This is a genomic window from Haladaptatus salinisoli, assembly GCF_020614375.1.
Lineage (GTDB): Archaea > Halobacteriota > Halobacteria > Halobacteriales > Haladaptataceae > Haladaptatus > Haladaptatus salinisoli.
This window is the reverse complement of record NZ_CP085327.1, coordinates 1,625,715-1,639,839: the sequence shown is the minus strand read 5'-3', so window position 1 is coordinate 1,639,839 and position 14,125 is coordinate 1,625,715. Positions and strand designations below refer to the sequence as shown.

Below are 14,125 nucleotides of genomic sequence, written 5' to 3'. Positions count from 1 at the left end.
ACCCCACATCCATGTCCGATAACGCCACGAAGTTCTCGCGAGTGCTCGCGTCGTCGGGGGCCCTCCTCTTCGGCGGGATGATGCTTCAACTCGGGATCAACTTCGGTTCGAAGCTCCTCATCGCCCGCACCCTCGGGAAGGTGGATTACGGGAGCGTCTCGCTCGGCATCACGATGATGACGATGCTCTCGGTTCTCGCGCTGGTCGGCACCGACACCGGTATCGGCCGCTACCTCCCTCGATTCGAGGAGGGAGCGCACAGGCGCGGCGTGCTCCTCTCCGCGTTTCAGATCGTCGTGCCGCTGGCGCTCGCCGTCGGCGTCGGCGTCGCGCTCCTCGCCGAGCCGATCGCGGCGGTGGTGTTCGGCGACCCGGCGCTCACGCCCATCGTCCGCATCTTCGGGCTGGCGGTTCCGTTCATGGCGTTCGTCAAGCTCACCATCGGCAGCATCCGGGGGATGGAGGACTCGATTCCGAAGGTGTACCTCGAAAACCTCGCCGTCCCCGTCTCCCGCCTCGCGCTGATCGTCGGCGCGGTGTTCTTCGGTCTCGGGACGACGGGGGTCGCGTGGGCGTACGCCGCCTCCTACGGCGTCGCGGCGCTGTTCGGGTGCTACTACCTCGTCCGCCACACGCCGCTTTTCGAGCGCGTCGAACCGGCGCGGATGCACGGCGAGTTGCTGCTGTTCTCGGCTCCCATCATGATAACCGCGACGATGAACATGATCCTGGCGAACATCGATATCTTCATGCTCGGCGTTCTCGCCGACGGAACCGGCGGCATCGGCGTCTACAACTCGGTGTACCCCATCGCGTCGATGTTGACGGTCGTGCTCACGTCGTTCGGCTTCATCTTCATGCCCGTCATCTCGAAGCTTCACTCGAACGGCGAGTTCGGGGAGATGCGGCGGATGTACCAACTCGTCTCCAAGTGGGTGTTCCTGGCGACGACTCCCATCTTCCTCGTCGTCGTCCTCTTCCCCGAGGTCGTGATTCGAAACACGTTCGGCAAGGAGTACGTCGCGGGGGCGTTCACCCTCTCGCTCCTCGCGTTCGGGTTTCTGGCGCACGCCGTCGCCGGACCGGCCGGAAATACGCTGACCTCGGTCGGGAAGACGCGGCTCATCATGTACGACAACGTCGCCGTCGCGGCGGTGAACGTCGCGCTCAACGTCGTCCTCATCCCCCGGTACTCGTACCTCGGGGCCGCGGTCGCGACCACCGTCGGCTACCTGTTGATGAACGTCCTGTATCTCGCGCAGCTCTACCGCGCCGTCGGACTCCACCCCTTCAGAGGGACGCTGTTCCGAACCGCGACCGCGGCGGGCGTCGCCGCCGCGGTCGCCTACGGCGGCGCGTCGATCCTGCTGGATATCACCCTCGTCACCCTCGTCGGCGCGTTCGCGCTGTTCTGCGCCGTCTACGTCGCGGCGATACTCGCGCTCGGAGCCATCGAGGAGGAGGAACTCGCGCTCGTGGAGAGCTTCGAGGAGCGGTTCGGCGTCGACCTCGAAGGGGCGAAACGGGTCGCGCGCCGCGTCGCGCGGTGACGATTCCCCGACCGCCTTCGGGTTACCGGCGATAGCCGCAGATGAGGTAGCCGAACACGAGCGCGGAGACGACGGAGGCGACGGCGATGTTGAACATCGTGTACGCCTCGAACAGGTGGTGAACCGAGAAGCCCACCGCGAAGCCGAGCATCGGAACGTCGACGGTCTCGTAGCGGAACAGCCCCTCGGCGATGCTCCCGAGCGTCAACACCAGATACGCGAGTCCGCCGACGATTCCGGTGTTGAGGAATATCACCATGTAGGAGTTGTGCGGCGAGTAGCCTCGGAAGTTGGCGTCCGGCACGAACGGCGCGATGACTTGATCTTCGGCGACGACCCCGTACCCGAACGGACTCGGCGCGTGCAGCACTGCGCCGAGTCCGCCCCGCCAGAGCGCGAACCGACCGTGCGGGTCGATGGGAACGACGGAGAGGAACATGCCCGCGAAGAAGAGCACCGTCAGCGCGCCGAGCGCGACGGTGGCGTAGGCGACGGTTCGTCGGTCGAACGCGAGGTACGAGGCGTACACCGTCGACGCGAGCGCCAAGGCGAGCCAGCTCGCCCGGGAGTAGCTCGCGTACACGCCGATACCGTTCAACAGGAACATCGCCCCCGCGATCGGCACGACGGCGAACGACCGACGCCGGGCGGCCTCGCCCGCCAGCACGAGCGCCGCGAACGCGCCCGCGAACGCGAGTCCGCCGAGGGTGTTCGGGTTCGCGAAGATGGACTGCAGGTAGTGCAGTTTGACGCCGAGCAGGGGGGCCGTGAACTCGGCCGCGAACAGCCGCATCTGCAACCACGACACCTGGTACTCCCCGAACAGGTAGGCGGGCAGTCCGAGCCCGACCGCGAACGTCGCCGCGAGGCTCAGCGCCCACAGGAAGACGTCGCGGGAGACGTGTCGCGGGATGAAAAAGAGGTTCATCCCGAAGATCAGCGCGACCATCACGACGAACCGCGCTTTCCCCGACCCGGCGGCCATTCCGTCGACGTGGAAGAAGTAGACGCCGAGAACGGTGGCGTACGCCGCAATATACACCGCGCGTTCGCGGAAGAACGACACGAGGTCGTACCCGAGCAGGGGGTACGCGAGGTAGTAGAGGTAGAGGATGGCGACGTGGATGGTGCGCCCCTCGTCGGCGGGGGGTATGTACTTGTACTCCTGTCGGAGCAGGGCGAACGTCAGCAGTATCAGTATCGCCAACTGCGCGACGTGGAGCCAGAGGTTCCGGTCCGGCCGATAGTAGGCGTACGCGAACAGGAGAACCGGGGCAAAGAGCACGTACAGGAGGTTGAGGTGAAACGCGCTGACCCACTCCGGCCTGTTCGTGGCTCGGAGCAGCACGTCGGCGAAGAGAAGGGGAACTAGAAAGAGCTGTACGAGCACGAGCGGGAGGAGCTCGCGCCGAAACGGGTTTACCGGGAGCGTCGTCGAAGGTGTGCGTTGTTCTCCCAGCGTCATGTTCTCTCGATCCTCATGTCGGGGTGTACTGCACACGCCGCTATAGAACATTTCCACAGAAATGTGAAAATTACCGTTATGATACTAAAATCCACGCCGTCTCGAATTCCGTTATGTCGGCCGTTTCGCGCATCGAGCGAATCGGCCAATTCCCCGTTCCCGCGCGTGGACCGGCGTTCGGGGGATGTCAGGCGGAGCCTTCACCGCCGATCGCGAGAGGAACGCCTCGCTCCATCGCCGTCTCGGTCATCTTCTCTCGGCGAACGGAAAACTTATTCTTCCGGTGAATAACCGGATTCCATGGTCGAACCGGTCATAGAAACGGAACAGGACGTAATCCTCAGTCGCGTCGCCGCGTTCGTCGTCGACCACGTCATCTCGTTCGTCGCCGGCGTCGCCCTCGGCGTGGCGCTCGGACTCTCTCTCGGCAGAGCGGGCATCTTTCTCGGCGTCTTCTCGGGCATGTTCGGGTACTTCATCGTCCTCGAAGGGTTGTTCGGCCAAACGTTCGGCAAGCGTCTGCTCGGCATCGTCGTCGTCAAGCGCTCGGGCGACCCGTGTACGATGGGCGCCTCGCTCGTCCGCAATCTGCTTCGAATCATCGACGGAATCCTGAGTTACGCCGTCGCGCTCGTCGTCATGCTCACCAACGACGACCGCCAGCGAATCGGCGACGTGGCCGCCGACACCGTGGTCGTCCGGGCGCGATAACCCGCGCCTCCGAGTTCGGTTCGCTACTCCCCGCCGTCCGCCTGCGTCGGCGATTCGACGGTCTCCTTCCGCGGCGATTCGAGAACCGTCCGCTCGGGAATCTCGGGGTCGGGCTTCGGTCGCCGGGTCAGCAGTCGCTGGAGCACGGTGAGTTCCCTCGGCGCGTCCTTCTCGACGGTCTCGTACTCGACGACGACGTTCCCCGCCTCCTCGTAGATTCGGAAGTAGTTCAGCCGGAAGGACGGGTAGTAGACGGGAGGGAGGATTCCGATCCACGTCGGCGTCCGGTGCAGTCGCTTGAGCCACGTGCCGGTGTTGATGATGACGCGCTTTCCGACCCTCGTCAACGACACTCGGTGGGTGTGCCCGTAGACGAACGCCGCGACGTCCGGTTCGGTTTCGAACACGTCGAGCGCGGCCTCGACGTAGGTGGCGTCGGACGGTTCCGCGTCCGAGTTCGACCGGACGAGGTCGAACCGTTCGAGCGTCTTTCGCGCGTCGCGGGCGAAGAAGTACAGCGGTATCGAGAGGACGAACAGGAGGCCGACGACGACGAGGTTGACGTAGACGACGAACTCGACGAGGTCGCCGACCAGCCCGAACCGGCGGAGGAACGCGGTCGTCAAATCGGTCACGACGGTCGTTCCGAGCAGTCCGCTGTCCTCCAGCAGGAGAACGACCAGATAGACGAGGCTCGCCTGAAAGAGCAACAGAAACGGGAGCGCGGCGTACCGGAGGAACGGGCTCATCTCCCGGTAGAAGTAGTTCGAGGCGATCCAGTCCGGTATCTCTTCGAGCGGCGTCACCGACTGGATGTCCTTGAGCCAGTTGTACCGCCCGCGTCCCGAGAGCTGTCCGGCCTTGCTCGTGACGTGGCGGTTCACGAAGTACCCCAGCGGATTCGCCCGCGGATTACCGAAGTCGGGCATCCGGTTGTGCGGGTCCCGCTGCATCCCGTGTTCTATCCAGATGGTTCGCCCGGCCACGGGTCTGGTCAGCGAGAGCGTCGCGTCGAGTTCGACGTTGTACTCGCCCAACCGCTCGACGTACTCCGCGTACCCCGCCAGTTCGGCGTCGTGGTTGCCGGGGATGAGCGTGATGGTGACGCTCTCGCCGGTCGCCCGAAGCTGGTCGAAGAGCTTCGGATGGTGCTCGACGAGTTCCTCGAACTTCGCCATCCCGTCCGTCTCGGTGAACTCCCAGAGGCCGAACGCGTCGCCGAGGATTATCAGCTCCGCGTCCTCGTCGGCCTCTTCGAGCCGTCGGAGGAACTCGACGAACTCGTCCTCGAACTCGCACTCCTGTAACTGCTCGTCGCCACCGACGTGAAGGTCGCTGACGAAGTAGTAGACCTCGGCCATCCCCTCCTCCGTCGGGAGACAACGACCGCGCGGGCGAAAGGAGTTTCGTCCGGAAGACGGTCGGTTTCGATGTCCTTTTAGGGAGCGCCCGATATTTCTCCCGTATGGCAAACTTTCAGGTCGTCGTCGCGGACCCCGACTCCGGGGCGGCGTATCAGCGCGACATCGACGGACAGGACGCGAACCGATTCCTCGGCAAATCCATCGGCGAGGACGTGGACGGGAGCGCCGTCGGACTCGACGGTTACACGGTCGAGATAACGGGCGGCTCCGACAACGCCGGTCGCCCGATGCGCAGCGACGTCGCCGGCCCGAACTTGAAGGACGTGCTCCTCAAAGGCGGCACGGGCTACAATCCCGAGCGAGACGGCGAGCGCCGTCGTATCTCCGTCCGCGGCAAGGAAGTCAGCGAGGCCGTCGCCCAACTGAACGTCAAGATCGCCGAGCGCGGCGACCAGTCGGTCGACGAGCTGTACGGCGAAGGCGGCGACGAAGAAGACGAGTAGCGCGACACAGCATTCAAACACGTTCACAGTCTTTTCATCAGCATGACCCAGCGGGTTTCCAGCGACACCACGGAGACGGTCCGGGCGACGCTCGCGCAGGCGGGCGCGACGAACCGTCCGCGCATCGAGATATCGGCGGACGACGCGGACGCCTTTCCGGCGGACGAACTCGTCCGACTCGTCATCGACGACACCGAGTACCGCGCCAGAATCGAGCGTCCGCTGACCGGCGACGGTCGGCTCATCCGCGGCGCGTACGACACGCCGCGACTCGCTCGCAACCCGGGCGACGGCGAGAATCGGCTCGTCGAGTGGTTCGCCGGGAGCGACCGCGAACTCGGCCAGTCCGTGCTCGTCGACGTGGTCGAGGAAGGATTCCAGTACGGGCTCCGAAATCCCGGCGAGCGGGCGGTGTACACGGCGACGGAGAAACCGGACGACAGCCTCGCCGACATCGCGCGCGAGGTCGAAGACCGATGAGTAAACGAGACGAGTTCCTGGCCGGCGAGCGCACGGACGACGTCGCCCTTTTCCTCGCCGATTCGTTCGTCTCGGGCGACTCGCTCGCCGAGCACGGCGAGTCGGTTCCCGGCGGGACGCTCGTCGTCGTCTCCGGCGAGACGGGCCGAAGCGTCTTCCGGAAGGCGACCGGGATGGACGCGATGAGCTTCGCAAAGCGGGCGATGGGAACCGACGGGGAAATCGCACCGAATCTCGCGGGCGGCGACTGCCCGGAGGGCGACCACGACGTGGAGTTCGTCTTCGCGTTCGCGGAAGCGCAGAACGACGAGGTCGGCGGCCTCTACGCCGAGGGGGACGTGATTCACGCCTACGCGTACTGCGAGTGCGGAACCGCATTCTCGCAGAAGTGGGTCGCCGGCGAGCGCTGACCGGTTCGACCGCACCGCCCGACTCGCGACCGCACCGACCGTCACCGCTTTGCTCGCGCCCGCCGACGGATTCGGTATGGTAGAACGCGTACCGCTCTCCGACTGGAACGCGGTCGAGTCGAACCTCCGTCGGTTCGCCGGGGAAGTCGACGCGTCCGACGCGAGACTCGTCTCCCGGATGGGGGTGGCCCGATTCACCGTCATGCGCGACGGCCGAGTGACCGCCGGGATGCTGCTGCACGATTTCGACGGCCGCGCCGACTCGCTCGTCTTCGACCACGACGGAGGTGCGATTCGCGTCGAACGAGCGGGATCGACCTACGTGTTCCGCAGGCCGTAGGGGATCACGATCGCGAGGAGCGTAGCCGTCGGTTCGGAGTTCCGCCCGAACAGCGGTGTGAAAATCCCGCTCTCGACGAGCGGACCCCTCCCGTGACCGGTACCGCGCGTTCATCGCTCGTCGCCGATTTTCGCTTTCAGATCCGTCACTCCTAGCACCCTTCCGGTACTCCATCCAAGCTACCGGAATGGGAACAAATCGAAACGACGACGTTATTTTTCGTTCTTCGGACGATAATTATGCATCTCCTATCGTTGTAGGTACTGATTACTGTCTAATTATTCTATCAGCGTGCTCATAACGAAGTAGGAATCGGTCTTCGTCCATTCCGTAGCATGCCAAAAAACAACGGAAGTCAAAGCAACCTTAACCGCAGAGACTACGTGAAAGGGATCGCGGCGGGAATCGGAGCCGGCACCGTGTTCTCGGCCGCATCGAGCGCCGCGACGGACGCGAACGGACGGAACGTTTACCTCGTGTTCGGTGTCGACACCGAATCGACCGACCTCGAATCGTGGTTGGAAGATCGGAGCGGAAGCGCGCAGTCGAGTTCGCAGGAATCCTCGTCGGAGGTCATTCAGTACCAGGACGTCGACCAGCTAAACGTCAACCAGCAGGAAAACGCCGTCGCGATCTCGATAAACGGCGGACAGGCGGACGCGATCCAGCGCGCCTATCAGACCAACGCGAACGCGCAGGAAGGTAACGCGCAGTCGATCAACGCGAAAAAGAAGGATAGGGAACACACGTTCAAAGGCGTCAACGATGCCTACGTGATCTTCGCGGGCGATACCGACTCGCGCGAGTTCTCGGGGTGGGTCGTCAGCGACCAATCCTACCAGAGCGAACAGACCGCGCAAGCGGAGATCGAACAGGAACAGGAAGTCGATCAACTGAACTACAACAGCCAGAGCACGGCCGTCGCGATAGCGCAAGGCGGCAGTTACGCCCGGTCGTTCCAACGAAGCTACCAGCGCAACCAGAACGTGCAGGAAGCGGACGCCCTGGCGGCGAACGTCGGCGACGGTCATCACCAGAAGACAAAGCACGACCAAGACGCCGACTCGTCGGTCGTCCAATGGCAGGACGTCGACCAACTGAACGTCAACGAACAGGGCGTCGCGGTCGCCATCGCGGTCGGCGAGGGAAGCGTCGCCAAGGCGTGGCAGGTGAGCTGCCAGTTCAACGTCAACGAGCAGGTTGCGAACGCCGCGGCGATCAACTTCGATCCGAAGTCGGTCAGTGAAGCGGCGGCCTCCGCCAGAATGCAAGGTAACGTCTCGAAATCGGACGTGAAGCGGACGGACGACGGCGGGAAGCAGTCGAACACGCAGAACGCGTCGGCCAGCATCGACCAGTTCCAAGACGTCAGCCAGCAGAACATCAGCTTGCAGAACGCGGCCATCGCCGTCGCCCTCGGCGGAAGCGATTCGTACGCGACGCAGTCCAGCTACCAGGCGAACCTCAACGCGCAAATCGCGGAGGCGACCGCGGTGAACATCGGGGACGGACACTGGGAAGCCACCAAGGTGTTGAACGGCGAAGACGCCAAGGGCGATGGTTCCTGGGCGGTTAGCTACGACAACGGCAGCACACAGCTCAACCAACAGACCGCCATCGCCGACATCGACCAGGCTCAGTACGTCGAGCAGTTGAACGTCAACGAGCAGTACAGTGCGGTCGCGTACGCCGAGAACGACGGCACCGCGCTCGCGGAGCAGTTCAACTACCAGGTCAACCAGAACGAGCAGATCGCCGAGGCGGAAGCGACCAACGAGGGCCACGACCACGGCGAGAAGGGCAAGCACCACGACAACGGCAAGAAGAACGCGCAGAAGTCGTGCTAACGACTTGACGGACGGATTCGAGACCTCCGATAGCTCCGTCGGAACGCGAAGATCAGTCCCGTCGTCGAAAACCCGAATCCGAACTCACCGACGGTATCGTATTTTATCGATGGGGGTCGGGATGCGAGGGGTAACGAAAATTAATCGCTTCGGTCGGAACTTCTCAGTGCTCGTCACCTTTCGAGGGAGTCCGTTCGACCCCGGTCGCTACGGTCCGTCCCGATTTCGAACGCGCGAGACGAGGTTTTCAACTCGCGACTCGTCCACCCGGTTCACCGTCTCTTCGTCTTCTTTTAGGGCCGTTCCGACGATCGCACCGTCCGCGATCTCCACCAACTCCGCGACGTTTTCCGCCGTGGTACCGCTGCCGACCAGCACGGGCGCGTCCGCGCCGAGGTCGTCACGGAAGGCGACGACCGACGCGAGCGTCTCCGCGTCCACCGCGTGGCCCGTCTCGGATCCGCTGACGACGAGGCCGTCCGCGCGACCCCGTTCGAGGGTTTCCGCGACCAGTTCGGCGAGCGGCCGCTCCGCCAGCGGCGCGGAGTGTTTCACCTCCACGTCGGCGAAAATCGCGACGTCGCTGTCGAGTTCGTCGCGGAGGCGGAGCGTCTCGTGCGCCCGCCCCTCGACGATGCCCTGGTCGGTCACGCGCGCGCCCGCGTGAACGTTCGTTCACGCGCACGAACTCGGCTCCGGCGGCGGCCGCGACCGAGAGGGCCGCCTCGGCGTCATTCCGGAGGACGTTCACGCCGAGCGGGCGGTCCACCGCCCGCCGGAGTTCGGTCGCGACGCGGGTCATCGACGCCACGACGTGTTTCGGCACGTCGTCGGGGAAGAACGGCGCGTCTCCGAAGTTCTCGACCACGATGGCGTCCGCGCCGCCCGCTTCGAGCGCCCGGGCGTCGGCGAGCGCCCGGGCGCGGACGGCGTCGAAATCGCCGTCGTACCCGGGCGCGCCGGGCAATGCCGGCAGGTGTACCATGCCGACGATGGCGTCGCCCGATAGCGCGTTCATTCTTCGCTCGCTTCCTCGGAGTCGTCTGGTTCCAGATTCCGGAAGCCGTCGAGAATCACCTGCTTCGCCACCGCGCCCTGCGTCGTCCAGTGGTGGGCGTAGTCCAGCATGTCGTCGTAGATGTCGGGCTTACACCCCGCGGCTTTCGGATGGCCGCCGCCGTTGACCTGCCGGGCGACCTCGTGGCACCGCTGGAACTCGTCGGTGCCGCGTATGCTCGCGCTCCCGGCGGGTTTGACGACGACCGAGGCGTCCGCCCCCCGCTCGCGCATGGCCTCGGCGACCTCGTTCTGCGAACAGCGACCGTAGGTGACGCCGACCGTCCAGTCTCCTATCTCCTCCATGTCGGCGCGCTCCACCGCTCGCTCGACGAGCGCGTCCTTCTCGACGCGCTGTTCGGCGAGGAACTGCCGCACCTCCTCGGGGAGATTCGCGCCGTATCTCTGGACGACCGCCATGTACTCCTCGGGTTCCGACCAGTAGGAGTAGTCCGCGAGGTCGTCGCTGCGCGGATCTTCGCGGAGCCAGAGGTCGTGGTCGCGCGTGACGGCGGCGAGTTCGACGAGGTACTCCGGGAAGTCGTAGTCGAGCGACCGAGCCACCACGTCCGCGGTACACTCCTCTTCCGACTCGCCGACGACGAGTTCGACGCCGACGTCGCGCACCGCGTCGGCGACGGCGTCGTCCCACTGGTGGTGGTCGAACCAGTACACCGCGTCTGCTTCGGCGACGAGCGCCGTCAGCTCCTCCGCGATGGGTTCGTAGGCGTCAGGGCAGAGGTCGCAGACGAACACCGTCGCGCCGGGTTCGCCGTACGCCGCCACACGCTCCAACGCGTCGTCCAGGTCGTGCGGCCCGGCGTCGATGAGCGCACCGTCGCCGTAGGCTTCGCGGACGAGCGCCGTCGCGGCCAGTCCGTCGGCGTCCGGGTCGGCGACCACCGCCACGTCCGCGCCGGACAGCGCCTCCTGTGCTTCCTGCTCTTCTTTCCGTTCCTCGAACGAATCGGGCACGAAAAAGCCCTCGCCCGGCAGCAGCGATTTCCGTTCGAGCGAGAGGTTCTCGTCGTCGATGACCCAGTCTTCCATACGTCTTCTCAGACGCCCGGCGCAAAGAGTTGCTTGATATCGCGGGAGGGGTCGGGCTATCCGTCGCGACCCGGACGCACCCCACCGTTGATTAGTCGTACGTTCTGTCGATTCCGTTCCGGCGCAGGAGGTGACGAACCATGTTCAGGTGCCACCGGACGCGCGTATCGAGCTCCGTGTCGTACGTCGTCACTTCGAGGATGTACCCCCGAATCCGCATGTCCCCCGCGACTTTATGTATCAACAACGGCCGATCCGCGTCGATGGTGTTCCCGCGTTTGAACGCGAGGTACTCGGGGTAGGAGTCGGGAACGTGGTACCGATTCATGTACCTCGCGGTCATCACGGCGTCCTCCCCGGCCCCTTCCGAGTACGTCGGGTAGATAGCCTGTCCCGACCCGTCCGGTCCGTCGTCTTCCCGGTAAATCCCCTGCGAGGCGTGGAGGTTCAACACCGTGTTCGGGTTGTGGCTGTCGATGGCGTTCCACAGCGCCCGGGCGAGCGCCGTCGTCGGCTCCTTGCCCGGCGGGAACTTCCGGTTCAGATTACCGTTGTCGTTCACGTACGTCCCGCGGTCGATGGCGACGGGATTCGACCGCGGTATCACGACGAGTTTTCCCTTGTCGATCGACCACGTGGCGACGTCGTCCGCCGCGAGGTATCCGGACTCCTCGTTCCCGTGGATTCCACCGACGACGACCGCCGTCGGCCCCGGTTCCCCGGCGTCGATGACGTACACCCGTGTTTCGTCTTCCGTCCCCTCACGGATGGTGTACGAGCGGCGCGTTTCGGCGGCTGAAACCGCGCCGGCTCCGGACGAGACGATCGCGGTTGCCGCGAGTGTTCCCCCCATCTTCCGCACGAACGCTCGGCGCGAACTGGCGGAGTCGATGGCGATTCGATCCGACTTCTGCTTACGATTTTCGTTTGCCATCCGAAAAATCAGACAACGATGTTGTTTATATTACTTTCTTAATAGAGTATATATATATATATATAATCTAAAATAATATGGATAATCATAATATAATATTGAAATTATGTCGGCCGAATCCCGACGGTACCCCTTTTTCTCGCGTCGCTCTTCGCGCACCGACCGGTACTTAGAGGTCGACCGTGCGGAATCGTCGGTAGCCGAGCGCCGCCGGCACCACGGCCCAGCAGACGAGCACGAAGAGGGCGAACCAACCGGTGTCGTATAAGGCGTCGCCCGGCGGTGTCCACGTCCCGCCCGTCTCCAGCAGGGCGTTCGTGGCGGTCTGGTACGCGTTCACGGGACCGAGTCCGTCGAGGAGCGCCGCCCACTCGGGTCGCGGCCCCCGCGGCGTCGAGAAACCGTTCAAAACGTATCGGAGCAGGTTCGGGATGGCGGCCCAACCCGCCAGCGTCAGGAGGAAGAAGGCGACGCTCCCGACCAGCGCGCGATTCTTCGTCCTCACCGCGGCCGAGATGCCGACCCCCGTCCCGGTGTAGGCCGCCCCGAGGAGGAGGGCGAGCGCGAGGAAGACGACCAGATCGACCGGCGACACCGACCCGCCGAACGCGAGGAAGACGATCGCGGCCGCGAGGACGCCGGCCAGCGTCGCCACCCAGACGAGAATCGCGCGTCCGACCGCCGCGCCCATCACCACGTCGCGTCGGGTGTAGGGCAGGCCGAGCAGGAGTTTGAGACTCCCCAGTTCGCGCTCCCCGGCGACGGCGTCGTGGCTTATCATCAGGCCGACCAGCGGGACGAGAAAGACCGCGATGGCGACGCTCCCGAAGAAGCTCACGTTCGCGCTCTCCGGAACGTTGCTCACCCGGAGGTAGGTCGGGACGCCGAAGAAGAGGACGAAGAAGACGACGAGGGTTCCGAGCGTCCACTTCCGGTAGGCGTCGAGCACGTCCTTTTTCGCCAGCACGCGCCAGTTCACGCGGGAACCTCCGTCGTGTAGGTGGCGAACAGGTCTTCGAGCGACGCCTCGTCGACGTCGAAATCCTCGACGGTCGCGCCCGCCCGCTCGATCGCATCGAGGGCGGCCTTCTTCGCCCGGTCGGCGCACGCGACGGTGACGGTCGAGCCGTCCGCGGAGACGTAGGCGACCCCCTCGACCGACCGCACCCGGTCGAGCGCGTCCGACGGAACCCGGTCCACTCGCACGGTGAGCGTCGAACCGGCTCCGGCCGTCTCGCGGAGGCCGTCGATGAAGTCGACGGCGACGAGTTCGCCGTCGCGGAGGATGCCGACGCGGTCGCAGACCGCCTCGACCTGTTCCAAGATGTGGCTGGAGAAGAAGACGGTCGTCCCGCGCTCGCGCTCTTCGCGGATGATTTCGCGCATCGCCAGCGCGCCGTTCGGGTCGAGCCCCGTCGTCGGTTCGTCCAGCACGAGCAGGTCGGGGTCGCCGACGAGCGCCATCCCGAGGACGAGGCGCTGACGCATCCCCTTCGAGAACCCCTCGACCCGGCGGTCGGCGGCGTCGAGGATGCCGACTCGGTGGAGGAGTTCGTCGGGGTCGTCGTCCGCGCCGCGGGATTCGACGACGAACGCGACGTGCTGGCGGGCGGTCAGGTGGTCGTAGGCGTGGTAGGCGTCGGGGAGGACGCCGAGTCGCTCGTGAACCGCGCGGCTCTCGCGCTGCGCGTCGCGTCCGAAGACGCGGGCGGTGCCGCTCGTCGGGCGAACGTAGTCGAGCAGGATGTCGATGGTCGTGGATTTGCCCGCGCCGTTCGGGCCGAGGAAGCCGAACACCTCGCCTTCTTCGACGCGAAGCGAGAGGTCGCGGAGGGCGACGACGTCGCTAAAACGCTTGGTTACGTCGTCCAATTCGATGGCGGCCATGCCGGAAAATTGCGTCGGGTTGATATATACTTTCTTCACGCCTCGTCGGATTCGAGTTGTCGAACCGTCAGCACGGGCGTCGGGCAGGTGCGGACCACGCGTTCCGCGACGCTGCCGATGAGGAATCGGTTCTCCCCGTGGCGGCCTCGGGTGCCGGTGGCGACGACGTCGGCGTCGTGTTCGCGGGCGTACTCCCGGATTTCGGCAGCGGGGTCGCCCTCACGGACGGCGGTGACCACGTCGCGGTCGGCGCGGTCGCGTACCGATTCCAGCGCGTCCTCCCCCTCCGATTCGAGGGCGGCGTGGAGTTCCTCGCGGAGCCTCTCGGGGGAGGAGTCGACTTCGCCGGCGTCCACGACGTAGAGCGCGTGTACTTCGGCGTCGAACCGGCGCGCGAGGTCGAGCGCGACCCTGACCGCGCGCACGACGCTCTCGGAGCCATCGGTGGCGATGACGACGGTGTCTAGCATCGTTCTTCTTTCTCGCCCCATCGTTCTTAAACTCTCAGGAGCGACCGTCGCACCCCGA

The 14,125-nt window shown here is 65.1% G+C and carries 14 protein-coding genes and 1 pseudogene; 7 read left to right on the top strand and 8 right to left on the bottom strand.

The features are described from left to right. Nucleotides 1–11: 11 nt before the first annotated feature. Nucleotides 12–1,550, top strand: a complete 1,539-nt coding sequence (locus LIX00_RS09010; protein ID WP_227352859.1) for a flippase — start codon at nucleotides 12–14, stop codon at nucleotides 1,548–1,550. 22 nt (nucleotides 1,551–1,572) lie between these two features. Here LIX00_RS09010 and LIX00_RS09005 read toward each other — a convergent pair whose 3' ends face one another. Then, a complete protein-coding gene (locus LIX00_RS09005) occupies nucleotides 1,573–3,015 on the bottom strand; it encodes an O-antigen ligase family protein (protein WP_227352858.1) in 1,443 nt (480 codons plus the stop codon). A 300-nt stretch (nucleotides 3,016–3,315) separates the two neighbouring features. Here LIX00_RS09005 and LIX00_RS09000 point away from each other — a divergent pair, with 300 nt between their 5' ends. Beyond that, the gene (locus LIX00_RS09000) at nucleotides 3,316–3,726 is read left to right on the top strand and encodes an RDD family protein (protein ID WP_227352857.1); all 411 of its coding nucleotides are present in this window, start codon (nucleotides 3,316–3,318) and stop codon (nucleotides 3,724–3,726) included. Between the two features lie 23 nt (nucleotides 3,727–3,749). Here LIX00_RS09000 and LIX00_RS08995 read toward each other — a convergent pair whose 3' ends face one another. Next, the gene (locus LIX00_RS08995; protein WP_227352856.1) at nucleotides 3,750–5,087 is read right to left on the bottom strand and encodes a metallophosphoesterase; all 1,338 of its coding nucleotides are present in this window, start codon (nucleotides 5,085–5,087) and stop codon (nucleotides 3,750–3,752) included. A 104-nt stretch (nucleotides 5,088–5,191) separates the two neighbouring features. Here LIX00_RS08995 and LIX00_RS08990 point away from each other — a divergent pair, with 104 nt between their 5' ends. From LIX00_RS08990 to LIX00_RS08970, 5 genes are all read left to right on the top strand, one after another. Continuing rightward, nucleotides 5,192–5,593, top strand: a complete 402-nt coding sequence (locus LIX00_RS08990) for a 30S ribosomal protein S6e (RefSeq protein ID WP_227352855.1) — start codon at nucleotides 5,192–5,194, stop codon at nucleotides 5,591–5,593. Nucleotides 5,594–5,635: 42 nt separating this feature from the next. Further along, nucleotides 5,636–6,073, top strand: coding sequence for a DUF7112 family protein (locus LIX00_RS08985; RefSeq protein WP_227352854.1), 438 nt, complete (start codon nucleotides 5,636–5,638; stop codon nucleotides 6,071–6,073). Then, nucleotides 6,070–6,483 (top strand): DUF5807 family protein, encoded by a 414-nt coding sequence (locus LIX00_RS08980; RefSeq protein ID WP_227352853.1) that lies wholly within the window; start codon nucleotides 6,070–6,072, stop codon nucleotides 6,481–6,483. The genes LIX00_RS08985 and LIX00_RS08980 overlap by 4 nt, the downstream gene beginning before the upstream one ends. 76 nt (nucleotides 6,484–6,559) lie before the next feature. Next, nucleotides 6,560–6,823, top strand: coding sequence for a hypothetical protein (locus LIX00_RS08975; protein ID WP_227352852.1), 264 nt, complete (start codon nucleotides 6,560–6,562; stop codon nucleotides 6,821–6,823). A 383-nt stretch (nucleotides 6,824–7,206) separates the two neighbouring features. Beyond that, complete coding sequence (locus tag LIX00_RS08970; RefSeq protein ID WP_227352851.1) at nucleotides 7,207–8,670, top strand: hypothetical protein; 1,464 nt, start codon at nucleotides 7,207–7,209, stop codon at nucleotides 8,668–8,670. A gap of 207 nt (nucleotides 8,671–8,877) precedes the next feature. Here the strand turns inward: LIX00_RS08970 and LIX00_RS08965 are convergent. The 6 genes and pseudogenes from LIX00_RS08965 to LIX00_RS08940 form a co-directional block, all read right to left on the bottom strand. After that, nucleotides 8,878–9,688 (bottom strand): annotated as a pseudogene (locus LIX00_RS08965) (BtpA/SgcQ family protein). Then, nucleotides 9,685–10,776, bottom strand: coding sequence for a DHH family phosphoesterase (locus LIX00_RS08960; protein ID WP_227352850.1), 1,092 nt, complete (start codon nucleotides 10,774–10,776; stop codon nucleotides 9,685–9,687). The pseudogene LIX00_RS08965 and the gene LIX00_RS08960 overlap by 4 nt, the downstream one beginning before the upstream one ends. A gap of 91 nt (nucleotides 10,777–10,867) precedes the next feature. Then, nucleotides 10,868–11,710: a M14 family metallopeptidase gene (locus LIX00_RS08955; protein ID WP_227352849.1), complete on the bottom strand. Its 843-nt coding sequence runs from the start codon at nucleotides 11,708–11,710 to the stop codon at nucleotides 10,868–10,870. A gap of 169 nt (nucleotides 11,711–11,879) precedes the next feature. Continuing rightward, nucleotides 11,880–12,689: an ABC transporter permease subunit gene (locus LIX00_RS08950; RefSeq protein WP_227352848.1), complete on the bottom strand. Its 810-nt coding sequence runs from the start codon at nucleotides 12,687–12,689 to the stop codon at nucleotides 11,880–11,882. Next, nucleotides 12,686–13,597, bottom strand: a complete 912-nt coding sequence (locus tag LIX00_RS08945) for an ABC transporter ATP-binding protein (RefSeq protein WP_227352847.1) — start codon at nucleotides 13,595–13,597, stop codon at nucleotides 12,686–12,688. Before LIX00_RS08945 ends, LIX00_RS08950 begins: the two co-directional genes overlap by 4 nt. 35 nt (nucleotides 13,598–13,632) lie before the next feature. Continuing rightward, complete coding sequence (locus tag LIX00_RS08940) at nucleotides 13,633–14,067, bottom strand: universal stress protein (RefSeq protein ID WP_227352846.1); 435 nt, start codon at nucleotides 14,065–14,067, stop codon at nucleotides 13,633–13,635. Nucleotides 14,068–14,125: the final 58 nt, after the last annotated feature.